Annotated in this window: 17 protein-coding genes and 1 other annotated feature; all 17 genes read right to left on the bottom strand. The window is 41.6% G+C overall.

Annotated elements, in window-relative coordinates; genetic code table 11:
• Window positions 1–38 precede the first annotated feature (38 nt).
• Window positions 39–332, bottom strand: coding sequence for a 50S ribosomal protein L27 (gene rpmA / locus BSO02S_RS05825; RefSeq protein ID WP_066063832.1), 294 nt, complete (start codon window positions 330–332; stop codon window positions 39–41).
• Window positions 333–677, bottom strand: coding sequence for a ribosomal-processing cysteine protease Prp (locus BSO02S_RS05820; protein WP_066063828.1), 345 nt, complete (start codon window positions 675–677; stop codon window positions 333–335).
• A 15-nt stretch (window positions 678–692) separates the two neighbouring features.
• A complete protein-coding gene (rplU, locus tag BSO02S_RS05815) occupies window positions 693–1,001 on the bottom strand; it encodes a 50S ribosomal protein L21 (RefSeq protein ID WP_066063827.1) in 309 nt (102 codons plus the stop codon).
• A 13-nt stretch (window positions 1,002–1,014) separates the two neighbouring features.
• Window positions 1,015–1,097 (bottom strand) — a sequence feature (ribosomal protein L21 leader region).
• Window positions 1,098–1,144: 47 nt separating this feature from the next.
• Window positions 1,145–2,608, bottom strand: coding sequence for an Rne/Rng family ribonuclease (locus BSO02S_RS05810; protein WP_084374912.1), 1,464 nt, complete (start codon window positions 2,606–2,608; stop codon window positions 1,145–1,147).
• A 254-nt stretch (window positions 2,609–2,862) separates the two neighbouring features.
• Window positions 2,863–3,729, bottom strand: a complete 867-nt coding sequence (locus BSO02S_RS05805; RefSeq protein ID WP_066063824.1) for a M50 family metallopeptidase — start codon at window positions 3,727–3,729, stop codon at window positions 2,863–2,865.
• The gene (locus BSO02S_RS05800) at window positions 3,722–4,510 is read right to left on the bottom strand and encodes a M23 family metallopeptidase (protein WP_174524223.1); all 789 of its coding nucleotides are present in this window, start codon (window positions 4,508–4,510) and stop codon (window positions 3,722–3,724) included. The genes BSO02S_RS05805 and BSO02S_RS05800 overlap by 8 nt, the downstream gene beginning before the upstream one ends.
• A 110-nt stretch (window positions 4,511–4,620) precedes the next feature.
• Entirely contained in the window at window positions 4,621–5,424 is an 804-nt protein-coding gene (gene minD / locus BSO02S_RS05795) for a septum site-determining protein MinD (RefSeq protein WP_066063815.1), read from the bottom strand.
• Window position 5,425: 1 nt separating this feature from the next.
• On the bottom strand, window positions 5,426–6,106 hold the full coding sequence (gene minC, locus BSO02S_RS05790; RefSeq protein WP_066063812.1) for a septum site-determining protein MinC: 681 nt from the start codon (window positions 6,104–6,106) through the stop codon (window positions 5,426–5,428).
• Window positions 6,107–6,478: 372 nt separating this feature from the next.
• Entirely contained in the window at window positions 6,479–6,997 is a 519-nt protein-coding gene (gene mreD, locus BSO02S_RS05785) for a rod shape-determining protein MreD (protein WP_066063809.1), read from the bottom strand.
• On the bottom strand, window positions 6,994–7,875 hold the full coding sequence (gene mreC, locus BSO02S_RS05780; protein ID WP_066063808.1) for a rod shape-determining protein MreC: 882 nt from the start codon (window positions 7,873–7,875) through the stop codon (window positions 6,994–6,996). Before mreC ends, mreD begins: the two co-directional genes overlap by 4 nt.
• 42 nt (window positions 7,876–7,917) lie before the next feature.
• Complete coding sequence (locus BSO02S_RS05775; RefSeq protein ID WP_066063804.1) at window positions 7,918–8,934, bottom strand: rod shape-determining protein; 1,017 nt, start codon at window positions 8,932–8,934, stop codon at window positions 7,918–7,920.
• A 163-nt stretch (window positions 8,935–9,097) separates the two neighbouring features.
• Complete coding sequence (gene radC / locus BSO02S_RS05770; RefSeq protein WP_066063802.1) at window positions 9,098–9,787, bottom strand: RadC family protein; 690 nt, start codon at window positions 9,785–9,787, stop codon at window positions 9,098–9,100.
• Between the two features lie 37 nt (window positions 9,788–9,824).
• Window positions 9,825–10,397, bottom strand: coding sequence for a Maf family protein (locus BSO02S_RS05765; protein ID WP_066063799.1), 573 nt, complete (start codon window positions 10,395–10,397; stop codon window positions 9,825–9,827).
• Window positions 10,398–10,617: 220 nt separating this feature from the next.
• Entirely contained in the window at window positions 10,618–11,694 is a 1,077-nt protein-coding gene (locus tag BSO02S_RS05760) for a hypothetical protein (RefSeq protein ID WP_066063797.1), read from the bottom strand.
• A 134-nt stretch (window positions 11,695–11,828) separates the two neighbouring features.
• Window positions 11,829–12,605: a hypothetical protein gene (locus tag BSO02S_RS05755; protein WP_066063795.1), complete on the bottom strand. Its 777-nt coding sequence runs from the start codon at window positions 12,603–12,605 to the stop codon at window positions 11,829–11,831.
• Window positions 12,602–13,438 carry a PilN domain-containing protein gene (locus tag BSO02S_RS05750; protein ID WP_066063794.1) on the bottom strand — a complete coding sequence of 279 codons (837 nt, stop codon included), beginning with the start codon at window positions 13,436–13,438 and terminating at the stop codon, window positions 12,602–12,604. The genes BSO02S_RS05755 and BSO02S_RS05750 overlap by 4 nt, the downstream gene beginning before the upstream one ends.
• On the bottom strand, window positions 13,438–14,433 hold the full coding sequence (pilM, locus tag BSO02S_RS05745; RefSeq protein WP_066063793.1) for a type IV pilus biogenesis protein PilM: 996 nt from the start codon (window positions 14,431–14,433) through the stop codon (window positions 13,438–13,440). Before pilM ends, BSO02S_RS05750 begins: the two co-directional genes overlap by 1 nt.
• Window position 14,434 lies beyond the last annotated feature (1 nt).

The following is a 14,434-nucleotide window of genomic DNA, read 5'->3' as shown; positions in this document are numbered from 1 at the left end:
AAACTCTAACCAAACAGGTTAGAGTTTTCGTGTAATCCTTAAGCTTCTTGTGCTACAGGATAAACGCTCACTTTTTTACGGTCACGACCAAAGCGCTCAAATTTCACAACGCCATCAATCTTTGCAAAAAGAGTGTCGTCTCCGCCGCGGCCTACGTTTTCACCTGGATAAATCTTTGTACCGCGTTGACGGTAAAGGATTGAACCACCAGAAACGAATTGTCCATCAGCACGCTTAGCGCCAAGACGCTTAGAGATAGAGTCACGTCCGTTCCGTGTAGAACCTACTCCCTTTTTAGATGCAAACAACTGAAGATCTAATTTTAATAACATTTATTCCACCTCCTGCTTTTTGAAGGTAATCTTAATGTGCTTTCCATACTCTTCTTCAATCGTTCGTAACGAAACAACCATTGCTTCAAGAATCAACTGAATCTTCTCGTAGATGTCTTCCGGAAGTTGATCCGGTACAACACAGCGGAGAAACCCGTCTGCTCGATGTTCAATGTCAGGGGTGACACCTGTTAATTCGTGCACTGCATTGATGCTCCCAACGGAAACAGCCGATACACCTGCACAAATGATATCCTTACCCCGGTCAGCAAATAATGCATGACCACTCATTTCGAAAGACTGAATCATTCCGGACACAGTACGATTAATTGTAATTTCAATCATCTATTTTCCAACACCTTACGCGTTGATTTTTTCGATGACTACTTTAGTGTAAGGTTGACGATGACCTTGCTTCTTATGGTAGTTTTTCTTCGATTTGTACTTGAAAACAGTGATTTTCTTTTGACGACCTTGTTTTTCGACTTTAGCTGTAACCGTAGCGCCTGCAACAACAGGGCTTCCTACTTTTACACTTTCACCGCCAACGAAAAGAACTTTGTCAAAAGTAACTGTTTCACCAGCTTCAACATTTAATTTTTCAATGTAGATAGCTTGGCCCTCTTCGACTTTCACTTGTTTACCGCCAGTTTCGATAATTGCGTACATGAACTGCACCTCCTTATAAACTCAGACTCGCCATACACAGGCGCTTATGCTTAAAGCATAACTCTTAGTACCTGATCTGTGCGGTTGTAGCACGGGTGCTACAAACATAACATTAAAATCCTAACATAATATAGGCAAAAGTGTCAATAGAAATCGACAGCTTTCTGTGCTAACTCCTTTTCATTGCCAAACTGTTTTAGGAGATAATACGGTTTAGCTGCTGATTGGATTGAAAAGTATAGTTTGAGATGGAGTAAATCCTCCAAACCATCTCGATGTGCCTCATTCGGGCCCAGGAGCGTCTCTTTGACCTCTTTGGTCGTTTCGACTAGTACAGCATCAAATTCAGACTGACGGTGCTCTAACAGCTCCCGCTCAAGCCGAAACGCAATTGTCTCCGCACTCAGGATTCGTCCCGTGCCTTCGCAGACAGGGCACTTCACTTGTAATGCCTCCGAAAGTGTGACCTTTGTCTTCTTCCTCGTCAGCTGCAGAATGCCGAGGGGCGTAAAGCCGATGATTTTCGTTCTTTTCTCGTCCTTCGTTACCTCCCTTTCGATGAGGTCAACAATTGATTGCTTATCCTGAACGCGCGTCATATCAATAAAATCAATCAGGACAATCCCGCCTATATCGCGGAGACGGAGCTGGCGGACGATTTCTTTGGCAGCAAGCTGATTCGTTTTTAAGACCGTTTCCTGATAATCACTTTTCCCAGAAAACTTCCCGGTATTGACATCAACAATCGTCAACGCTTCCGTTTCGTCAAAAATTAAATAGGCACCATGATCAAGCCAGACAATCCGTTTCAGGGCCTTATCAATTTCATGCTCCACTTTGTTTGCAGAGAAAATATTCTCTTTTCCATTGTAGTACGTATGCTTAACCTCGCCATTTTTCTCCTCAGCCAATTTCTTTACTGCTAAATCATCGACGATCACTTCGCCCGACTTCATATTCGCCACTTGCTCTCCGATCATTTCAAGAAAGGTATCTTTTTGAAAAAGTAATCTCGGCTTTTTTATGGCAGCGGCGGTCTGGATTAGCTCTTCATATTGACGTCTTAGGGTGTGCAGTTCCTCGTGAATTTCCTCCTCCGCGCAATAAATGCTTGAGGTACGGAAAATGATGCCCTCTTCCTCTGTTTTTAAACGTTGACCCAGCCGACGGAGCATTGCCTTTTGCGAATCATCAGCAATTTTTTTCGATACGGCTACATAGCGCCCCTTCGGCATATAAATGAGGTGGCTGCCCTGCACTTCAATAATCCCCGTCACTCTCGCTCCCTTTGTGCCGGTAGCATCCTTATCGACCTGAACAAGCATCTTTTCACCTTGATGGGCGAATGAGCTGATGTTACGCCCCTTTTCGGTCGATAACAGATAGGATGGGAGCAGATCGCGGTGCAAATAAGCATTTTTCTCCTCACCAATATCGATGAACACAGCATTCATTCCGGGCAGGACCTTCGAAACAGTCCCATAATAAATATTACCGACCAGTGATTGATGTTCTGGCCGGTCAAAGACGATATTTTCCACACGGTTGTCTTTTAGATAGGCAAAGCGCTTTTCCCGTGCATTGTAATTGATAATTAATGTTTCCAAAACGAGCATCCTCACTTTATAAAAATAGCTAATTGTCTTTTGATCTTCTAGAATTCCCTTATTAGGGACAAAACCGCTGACTTTTCGCCAGAAATGTCTTTAATAGCCCTTATTAAGGACAAAACCCACTGATTTTCTCCAGAAATGTCTTTAATAACCCTTATTTGTCAGTTTTCAATGAACATCGTGTATCCTTCTTAATCTAATAGAAGCGCTCGTCAACAGGGCGCTTCCACTTTTTCTAATTATACCATTTAATATGAAAAAAGAAGGTCGCTGATTTTATCGGTTAGTCGTTTTTCGGTAAAATAGGCGTGGAGTAGTTCATTTTCGTCTAGCATCCCTTTTTCGCGGCCATCCGCTTCGACGATAATGGGATGTTTGCAGCCGCGTTGAAATTTCTCCAACACATGGATGAGCAGCTCCTGTTCATTGGCCTGGATTGGTTTCAAGGTTCGGAGTGCGGATTTTTTTCCATAATAACGCTCTAATAAAAATCTCATAAAAACAAATCGTTTTTGCTTCCACTCGTGATACAACGTGAAATATAAAAAGGCAATGATGACCCAGACATTGATATGAGCAGGGGCAGCAATTAAAATGACCATCGAAAAAAGACATAAGCCGAAAAAAGAAAGGATGAGCGTTATCCGATGGGCACTTGGAAAGGGCATTTTTAATGAGAGCAGTAAGAACACAAGCTTCCCGCCATCAAGCGGCCAAACGGGAAACAGATTGAAAATAAAAATCATCAGGTTGTAGTGAAGAAAAAGAAGAAATAAATCTTCCGGTATTACGTGCATGGACAACAATAAGTACGCTAGAGCAACCATCCATACATGCTGGAGCGGTCCGGCAAGCACGACAATCGTTTCTTCCTTTAAGGGGCGGTTGCCGTGCTCATCCATCTCGGCAACCCCGCCGAACGGCAGAAGGGTAATCTTTTTGATTCTCCATGAAAAAAAAGAAGCCGCAGCAGCATGCCCCATTTCATGGATAAAAATAATCCCAAGCAGCAAGCAAGCTTCAAGGAAACGGCCGGTCGCAATCGATAGAGCAATCACAAGCCACAACAAGGGGTGAATCGAAACGAGGCGCAGTAAATAAATGGCTCTATTCATCAAAGGAAATCACCCGGATGGGGTCGATAAAATCATCGCCTTTTTTTATCGCAAAGTAATACTTGCCTTTTGTTTTATCCTCACCTGTTGAGGTTGAAACCTTGCCGACCACCGTTCTTTTATCAATATATTGATATAATTTGACATTAATTTCATCTAAATTTCCGTACCACGTTTCCGTTTTATCGGAATGCTGGATGATGACCGTTTTTCCCAAACCTTCCTTAACCCCTATGAAATGGACAAAGCCGTCATTAATTGCTTGGACCGCCGCACCCTTACCCGTTTCAATCATGATGCCTTGGCCATTTTTTTCAAAGTTTTCGAGGATTTTCCCCATCGCGGGAACGGAAAATTCCTTTTGAACTACCTCTTTTTTCCCTACCTTATCCGTTTCGGAAAATGGCAGCAGTGCCAATGGCTTCCCGAACCTGCTTTCATACCAGTTAGAAACGACTGCAAATTTAAAATCGGTGTCCATCGTTTTCATGACAACGTTTCGTGCCGGATCAAGGGCAGATGAATGCGTTCGAAATAAAATAGCTATCGTCAAAAACAAGAGAACTGAGGCCAATATTTTAAAGAAGAATACCTCTTTCTTAAATAATGGGTGCCCATCATCGCCGCTGTTGTTTCCCGAGGCAGACATAAGATTATAGCCGTATTTTTCATCATCACCCGCCCAGGCAATTGGGCTCTCCGGGCTCTTTGAAACTGTTCCTTTTTCATTTTTCCGCTTTGCGATACGTCGCCGAATTTCTTCCGGTGTAGACCTCGCCATCCCCATCAACCCTTTTCCCACTTTTTTGTACAAGTTTATGAAAGGAATTTGCAGAGTATGACTTAAATTAAAAACAGCCCGTCCACGGGCAATGTGGGCAGGCTGATAAATTAACGAACACCGAAAAACTTTTTAATTTTTGTAAAGACATTCTTGTTAGCTTCTTCGAGTGGCTGCAACGGAATGGATTCGCCGAGAATCCTTCTGGCAATATTACGATAAGCAATGGAGGCCTTGCTATTTGGATTTAGAGCAATCGGTTCACCATGGTTCGATGCCTTAATCACCTCATCATCATCGGCGACAATACCAAATAACTCGATCGATAAATGTTGAGTAATTTCATCAATATCGAGCATATCACCGCTCTTCATCATATGACTTCGAATCCGGTTGACGACTAATTTTGGCGATTCCATGTCCTTTTGTTTTTCAAGCAGGCCAATAATCCGGTCAGCATCGCGAACAGCTGAAACCTCTGGCGTGGTTACCACAATCGCTTGATCTGCTCCGGCAATGGCATTCTGGAAACCCTGTTCAATTCCTGCGGGACAATCAATAATGATATAATCATAGTCTTGCTTTAATTCCGTAATTAGTTCCTTCATTTGCTCAGGCCTAACAGCTGATTTATCAACCGTTTGAGCGGCTGGCAATAAATAGAGCAGCCCATCAAATCGTTTGTCCTTAACCAAGGCTTGATGGATTTTGCACCTTTTTTCGATAACATCAACAAGGTCATAAATAATTCTGTTCTCAAGTCCCATGACGACATCCAGGTTTCGAAGGCCGATGTCTGTATCCACTAAGCAAACTTTTTTTCCTTGAAGGGCTAGTGACGTGCCAATATTAGCGGAAGTGGTGGTTTTACCAACGCCGCCCTTACCGGATGTAATTACAATTGCTTCTCCCACATTAATGTCCCCCTTCGAATCTGTTTAAATTAGGCCTTAATTGAATTAAAACTTGTAATCTATCAACGATGATTTGATGGTTTTCATCTATGTATGCGCATTCCATTTCCCGCTTTTCTGTGGTCTGCGTGATGTCTGGTGCTCTATTTAGAAATTCGCTGATTCGGAGCTGGGATGGTTTCATACTTGATGCCGCAATCACTGATTGGTCGTTCCCAAAGCAGCCGGCATGGGCAATTCCCTTTAATGTTCCCATGATAAAAATATTTCCGCCCGCAATCACCGTTCCACCTGGGTTGACATCGCCAATTAATAATAAATCACCTGGGGCTTCGAGCACTTGTCCCGAACGAATAATTCTCGAAACGGTCATGACTTCGTTTTCTTCCATTAATCGTTCCGCATATTCCCTTGTGATTACATTGGACACAATGCCATCAACAACGAAATTCTTCTTTTGACGAATTAAGTTTTTTAGCTCTTCCTGCTGTGCCTCGGATATATAGCGGTTGCCAACTTCCAATTTAACAGGAATTAAATGCTTCTCATCCTGTGTCCTCGAATTAGCCGAAAGCTTTTGGTCCAATTCCCTCTTTAGTTCCTCGTAAGAACATGTATCATCAAGATGAAGGACAAGACCTTCCTTCGTTCCTTTTATTGTAACATTTTGCCGCTTTTTCATGGAGAAATTTTCACCTCATAATAGAAAGCAATTTCGGAACAAGCAAATGGAATCAGTCCTTGCAACAAAATAGGGCTCAATCCCTATATTTCGCCTTTTCTCATGCTTATTCCGAATCGAAAGTACGGACTAATTAGAAAAGCGCAAGCGCCCTGGTCAGCGGCGTATGGCCTGGAGCGCTCCAACTGAGATAAAGGAAACACGAAGAGCCAGAGGCGATTCGATGTTGACTTATCGTAGGGCGGAGAGCGAAGGACACTAGCCGCTAGGGCGCTGGAGCTAGACAATTCTCAAAGTGGAAAATTATATACTTCCTTTTCTTAATAAAAAAATTCGACATGATGTGTCCATTCTCCTCTTTTAATAAAAAAATCATTCAGCTCTCAATGCCTCGGCATGTTTTTCAAACAGCCGCTTCAAAGGATAGCCCATAATGATGATGAACACTGCATTTAATATAAGGGTTGGGTATAAACGCAAATTAATGAAGCTTAAAAAATCTAGGGTTGTCACATGAATTAAGGAATTCATTTCATAAACACCAATCTCTAATAGTGCGATCCCCAGCAGGGTAGCAAGGAAGACAATGATGATATTCGCTTGCATTATTTGCATTAGTTTATTTATCAGATAAGCAATAAAGGGATAAAGGAAAAAGTAAATGCCAATAATTTCAACATAAACAATGTCAAATAATAGCCCAAAAATAGCGGCATAAATAATTCCCTGTTTTTTTCCGACAAAAATGGTTAGGAAAAGAATCGCTATGATCAGAAAGTGAGGAACCAATATCCGCTCAAACCCAAACACTTTTTTAGGTAAATACTGAACAAAAAGGCTTTCTAATATAAAAAGGAACAGAAACAAAAGAGGAAGAAGGAATTTTCTCACAACTCCTCCTCCTTCCCATTGGATATTGCTTTTTTATCTGGCTGGGTCATCAATCGTTTAATGACAATGACATTATTGATATCATAGAAATCAGCCCCAGGCTTTACATAAGCGGCTTGATTTAAACCATACTGATCTGGTTTCACATCGACTACTTTTCCAATCATCAGCCCCTGTGGAAAAACCCCACCCAAACCGGAGGTAATGACTTTTTGACCTTTTTCAATTTTCGCCCCGGAGGGAATCGACTTGACCAAAAGTAATTTTTGTTTATCATCAAAGCCCTGAACGAAACCATAGACTTCTTTTTCGCCTTGAATGACCGCTGATATCCGATTCTTCGGATCCATAGCACTCAACAGCTGCACGGTTGAGCTGAATTTAGTGACGCTCTTTACTTTTCCAATTAGGCCGCTTGCCGTGACAACAGCCATATTTTTTTCGATGCCGTTTAAATTGCCTTTGTCGATAATAATCATTTCATGCCAACGATCAGGGTTTCTGCCAATAACGGTAGCTGGTAACGGTTTGAAATCTCTCAGGGTCTTTTTTTCACCAAGAATATCACGCAAATCTTTATTGTCCTTGTTCAACTCTTGAACTTGTGATTCAAGGCTGACAAGCTTTTCAAGCCGCGCTTTTAATTCCTTATTCTCACCATATGTATTTTGCAAATCCTGAAGATTTTCAAAAAAGCCTGTAACAAAATGGGTAGGCTTCGAAACCAGGGATTGAGCCCAACCGGTTGTATCCTTAATAAATTGCTCCGGCCAGGATAGTTTACTTCTCTCCCTTAAAGAAAACCCAATCAATGCCACGAGAACAATGATGCTGACAAGCAAAATAATCAGACGTTTATTCAAAAAGAACTGTGGCATGATTATACACCTCTATTTTTCTATAGATAAAAAGTACAAGACTTACAACTTCGCTTTGTTTTTAAATAAATGAATATGGTCTAACGCTTTGCCTGTCCCAATCGCAACGCAATCAAGTGGATTCTCGGCAATAAGGACCGGCATTTTCGTTTCTTCACTAATCACGCTGTCCAAATTGCGAAGCAGTGCGCCGCCGCCGGTAAGAACAATGCCGCGGTCCATGATGTCGGCCGCGAGTTCAGGCGGTGTTTTTTCTAATGTATTCTTGACTGCTTCGACAATCGCATAGACTGTATCATGCAAGGCAGCAGCAATCTCTTTTGCAGTTATTTCAATTGTTTTTGGCAGACCCGTTAATAAATCCCGTCCGCGAATCTCCATATTGTCGATTCCTTCAGGGGTACCCGCCGAGCCAATTTCCATTTTAATCGATTCAGATGTCCGTTCACCAATCATTAAATTATAATTTTTTCGGATATACGTAATAATCGACTCGTCCATTTCATCGCCGCCAACGCGGATCGAGATGCTTGTCACGATTCCCCCTAAGGAAATTATCGCGACCTCAGTCGTACCGCCGCCAATATCGACGACCATGCTGCCGGTAGGCTCCCAAACAGGCAGGTTTGCTCCAATCGCCGCAGCAAATGGCTCTTCAATCGTATAGGCATCCTTTGCCCCTGCTTGTCTAGTGGCATCAATGACGGCTCTCTCCTCAACAGCAGTAATCCCGGAAGGTACACAAACCATCACGTACGGATTACTTGAGAAAACACCTTTTCCTTTCTGTGCTTGACGAATATGGTGCTTCATCATCAATGCGGTCGTTTCAAAATCGGCAATAACGCCATCCTTCATCGGCCTAAGTGCAACAACATTCCCCGGTGTACGTCCAATCATATTTTTCGCGTCGTTGCCAACTGCGACAATACTTTTTGTATCGGTATGCATCGCCACAACCGATGGCTCCCGTAACACAATTCCTTTTCCTTTTACATATACAAGCGTGTTTGCAGTACCCAAGTCAATCCCAAGATCTCTAGCTCTAATTCCAAACATAGTGTTGTAGCTCCCTTTCTGATACGAAATGCAAAAACTCCCATTAGGCAGGTAATCACTTTTATATCATGTCTTTTTTTCCATTATTTATCTAATTAAATTCTAATCATTCCTAAAAAATCATACCCACTATTATATCTTACCGTCAAATAAAATCATAGTGTTATAAATACCCTTTTTCCTTCAAGCTCACAAACTTATTTTCACCGATAATCAAATGATCAAGAAGATCAATGCCAATTATTTTCCCGCATTCAACAAGCCTTTTAGTTACCTCAATGTCCTCACGGCTTGGCGCTGGGTCACCGCTTGGATGATTATGCGCCGCAATGACTGAGGCTGCAGACCGCTTTAATGCTTCGCGGAACACCTCTCTTGGATGGACAATCGAGGCATTCAAACTGCCGATAAACACCGTTTGTTTATGGATGATTTGATTTTTTGTATTTAAATACAAGCAAACAAAATGCTCCTGAGACAAAAAGCGCATATCGTTCATCAGATACTTCGCACCATCCTCTGGAGAACGGATGACATAGCGGTCAGTATGATTAAGGTTGGCAATTCTTCTGCCTATTTCGACGGCAGCGAGAATTTGAATCGCCTTAGCCGAGCCAATCCCTTTAATTTCAGTAATTTCTTCTAAGCTGGCTGCTTTTAAGAGACGTAACCCTTCAAAATGGGTCAGCAGGCGATTCGATAATTGCAGGACCGATTCGTCTTTTGTCCCGGTCCTGAGCAGGATGGCAATGAGTTCATGATTCGATAGGCTTTGCGGTCCATGTTGAATAAAGCGCTCTCTGGGCCTTTCGTTTTGAGGGAAATCACGGATCATTAATGTATTTGTGGACACTCTTTTTTCCTCCCTTTTGGAGGGAGTTAAGAAAATTTTAATACGGCAACTGGTAGCCTGCCTTTTTCAATTCCCTAATCGTCCTTGAAACCGGCAGGCCGACAACCGCAAAATAGTCTCCATTTATTTTTTTGACAAGCATACTCCCGAGCTGTTGAATGCCATATGCACCTGCTTTATCAAGCGGTTCACCACTTTTTACATAGGCCCGTATCTCTTCGTCAGTTAACTCCCAAAACCACACTTCAGTTTTTTCAAAAAACCTTGTTGAATTTGTTGGAGACACAATCGAAACACCTGTAAACACCTCGTGCTGCTTACCTGAAAGAGTTTGTAACATAGAAATGGCTTCGGCCTCATCTGCTGGCTTTCCCAAAATTCGATTATCCGCAACGACAATAGTGTCTGAGCCAATCACAAAGGCGTTCTTATTATTTTTAAAAACAGCCTGTGCTTTACGATCGGCTAACTCCATCACTACTTCCTCCGGGGAGAGCTCTGGGTTAAAACTTTCATCAACATCACTGCTTGAAATCGCGAATGTTAAACGGAGAGTTTCTAGAAGTTCCTTTCGCCGTGGAGAAGAAGAGGCTAAAATGAGGTTCTGCATTCAATCACCTTACCTTTTCGTTTCATTAGGGAGATACAATTTAATCCTATCAGAAATTGCAGAAGCAAACAATTTTTAGAGTATTAAATTTTGATGAAATTTGTAAAATTATCTGGTGGTTATTTTATTGTTAGTTTCTGGTCATTGAAAAGCCTGCCCAGCATGGACAGGCTTCGTGCGTGGCATAATTCATTTCCCGGAAAATATCGAGCTTTGTCGTTTACATTGAATAATAGGAGGACAGGAAGTTTAATAAATGCTGCTGCGCTTCCGTTAAATCCTTCGTATCTTTCGATTTTTGATAGGTCTTTACCTTTTCGTCCGCACTGGTTAATTCCGCTTGTAGCTTTTTCACCTTCGCGTTCTTTATACTAGTTACCTTTAACTGGTCTTCAATAGTTACCAGGGCTTTGCTAGATTCTTCTGGAATCTCTTGGGTCAACATCGCACTAGAAGTTGCCATCGAAAGGGTTTCATAGATGGTTGGTACTGCCTCTAGAAAATTTATTTCTTTTGCTGAGATATCGGAAAACTTCTTTTCCTTTAGTAATAATGACTTGGGAAATGCACCTTCGGCCCCATTTTCATTGTATTGTCCACTTAGCGATTTTGCTGTCTCCATTGAATCAGCCACACCTAGAAAGATAAACTGCTGGCCATCCTTTTCGATCAATTGGGATGGAATACCGTGAGATGTTAACTGAGCAGCAGTTTCCTTTGCACCATCTTTCGAGGAATAAACTCCGCCTTGAACGAGATATGCGGTTACTTGGCCTATGACTGCCGTGCCTGCCTTTCCGGTAGCCGGTTTGTTTTCTTTGCTGCCATTTACTTCTACCGCTGTTGGTTCAGTGTCCACCTTACCATCTGTCTCTGTGATCACCAATTTAAGCATAACAAACCCAATTGTAAGACCAATAAGGATGGCAAAAGTGGCTGAAATTAAGATGGACCCAAACGGCTGACCAGTCTTCTTTTTAAAGTTAGGTGAAAATGATGTCAATTTTTTAGTTCCACTTTTTTTAGGAGTTTTGTTGCTGCTGGGAATATGAAATTCCTCAATATCATTTTCAGCGGATTCAGGAATAATCCAATCAAAGCTTTCATCAACCGGTTCCTGTGCTGCTGCTGTTTCTATAAATCCATCCGATTCTGATAGATCCGAATTTACTTTTATCACTCTTGGAATTGGATAGATGTTGGCGACTGTCTCTTTTTTTGGGGAGTCTTCCTGATGGTGCTGCTCTTCTCCATTTAATTTTATCTTAATCGTATTGCCCTTTTTAGGCTTGTCCACAAATCGTTCTCCTCTCTCTACCGATGAGTAATTTGTTCCATCCTATCATAAAGACAAAAAAAAATAACAAGACTTTTGTCGTCTTGTTATCGTAGACTTTCGCCAAATTATTTGTTCGTTCGCAAGATTGTTAATTAAGGCTTGGTCACTTTTGAAAACCGGCTTAACGGATTTGCTTTTCCAGCCGGTGCAGGTGCATCGATTTTCGGAAGCTCTGCTTTCAGGTCAGCTAATTGAGGCAGATAAAAAGCAGAAATCGTAAGACTGTAGCTTATTGGCGCATCTTCTTGATCCAGGCTGGTTATCTCTTGACCCCCGGCATAATTAATTGACTCAACAACGACAATCCGCGGTAAGGATTCCAGTGTTCCGATGAACTTCTCTAAATCCTCGTAAGTTGGTGATTCAACGCTTAAATTGACCGTGAGCTTTTTCATTCCAGTTGGAACTTCAGGAACTGCTTGTTGATTTGCAGCCGGTTGACTAGCATCACCCTGTGCTGCTGCATTTTGCTCTTGCGTAGTATTTTGTGCAGTATTGGTATTCTCAGGATTAGCTTGGTCTGCTGACGCGACATCCGCGTCTTTACTAAAGCCCATTGATGAAATTTTACTATTAGAAATGTTTTCAGCTTTTTCTAAATCCAAAATGAACTGATCTTGAAGCGGCTCTACAGGAATCTTTTTCTGCAGAACTTTTGTATCTTCGGCATTAGTATTTGCTGAATCCACCTTTTTTTGACTTATTACATCCAACAATTTTTGTTCTGTCGTTAAGGCTTGCTGCTTCAACCCTAAATCCGATTTTAACGGTGTCAGCTTAAAGAATTGAGCATAGACGACTAGTAAGACTAACAAAAGAGTGCCGGCAGCGACAATGAGTTTGTCTCTTTTTGAGAAACGAAGCTTCATGAACCTGACACCCCTTCCTCAGTTGACTTGCTCTTTTTCACGATTTTCTTTATCTCTTCTTTGTTAAAGATAATTTCAAATTGACCTGTATAACGAGGCAGATAGTTACTAATTTTCTTTGCTGTCTTACTTGTTGAAGTAACGGTTGTATTATTATTGGAATTTTGATTTGTTGTTGTGTTAGTTTGGTTGTTCTGGTTCACTGTTGAACCAGCCGTTGTATTATTTTGATCATCGACAGTTGTATTTGGATCTGTTGTGGTTTGATTAGCAGTAGTTGTTGTCGAATTTGTTGTATTATCTTGGCTATTTGAAGCTACTGTTGTGGTAGTAGCATTGGTTTCTGTTTCAGACTGTTCTGTGGCTGCTAGGGAACTCAGACTGGCTTCGTCAATCCAATTTGATTGATTCAGGCTGTCTAAGAAGTAAGCCGCCTCTCTGGCACTATCAAATTGGACCGAAAGAGTAACAGTTCCTGATTCTGTATAGCCAAAGGATTGGATAAAGCCGCGCTCTGGCAATAATGATGTAAGGTGCCGCATAACAGGTATTGTTTGGATGGGATAATCATTTGCCCATTCAATCGCACTTTTTAATTGATTAACAGAGCTGGCAGATTCAACTGTTTCGCTGCTTTGCTCTTCTTTACTAGCAATTTTCTGGGTCATCGAAATTTGTCTGTCTAATGAAGACATCTCATCTTTTATGGACTGGGTTTGCCAAAAGTAAAAACCGCCAATAAGGACGATCATTGCCAGCAAACAAGATAAAGTGACGATAAACGCAAATTTTTTCGGTTCTTTTTGCGGAAGCAGGTTAATTTCTACTAACATTATTGCACCTCTTTTAAAGCGAGACCTAAAGGTAGTAATAGATTAGCCGGTACGCTTCCTTGTTTTCCTTTTATATCGGTTTCTAGAGCTATTAACTCCACAGGAACATCAAATCTTTCTAGCATTTCATCGGTAATTGCCTGGAGCATCGGATGGTCCCCATTCAAGAGAAATTTGGTAACATCCTTTTTCTCATTGTTTAGATTATATCTGTAAAAATCCAAAAGCTTATTGATTTCTTTAAAGATATCTTCAAACTGGATGACCAACTCATTTTCATCACCGATATATTTGTACGCTAACCTTCCTGATAAATCTTGTTTAATTTCCCATTGGTCAATATCAAATGGCAGTGGAAAATGGCGCATGACAAGTGGCACACTTTCCTCAAAGATACACAAATTGACACCTGTCAAATCAAACTGGATACTAAAAAGGATTTCGTCACTATTGGCCATGTCAAGCTGGTAATATAACCGATACAAGGCGAGCGGTGAAATATCCGCTGCGACAGGATTTAACTTTAAGCTAGAAAATAAATCAGCATATTCCATGACCTGCTGCTCCGGTGCTGCAAATAAGAGAAGGTCCTTTGTTTTTCCATTATCGGCTAGAGGATAATAATCAAAGACCGGTTCCTCAAACGGTAAATGGATCGTAGAGCCAAGTTCTAGGTACAAATACCCCTTTAATTCATCATCCTGAATTTCTGCCGGAATTGAGACTTTTCTGATGATGACAAGTGGGTCAGGTACTAAGAAGCGGATAGAGCGCCGCTGAATCTTCCATTCATTGATACATTCTTCCAAAATGTTAGCAAAGGAATCAATGTCGGTAATTTTCCCATCACTGATAATCCCAGGCGGAAGAAAGCGTTCACTCCATCTTTGCGCTGCAGGGGGGCTCACTTGTTTTAGTTCAAGCAAGCGAATCGAATGGTCATTTACTACCAGGTTGATAATTCGGTTTTTAGGTGAAAAGAGGGAAAATGCCATT

Origin of the sequence: Neobacillus soli NBRC 102451, from assembly GCF_001591665.1 — a bacterium.
Taxonomy (GTDB): domain Bacteria; phylum Bacillota; class Bacilli; order Bacillales; family Cytobacillaceae; genus Neobacillus; species Neobacillus soli.
This window is presented reverse-complemented; position numbering and strand designations above follow the sequence as displayed.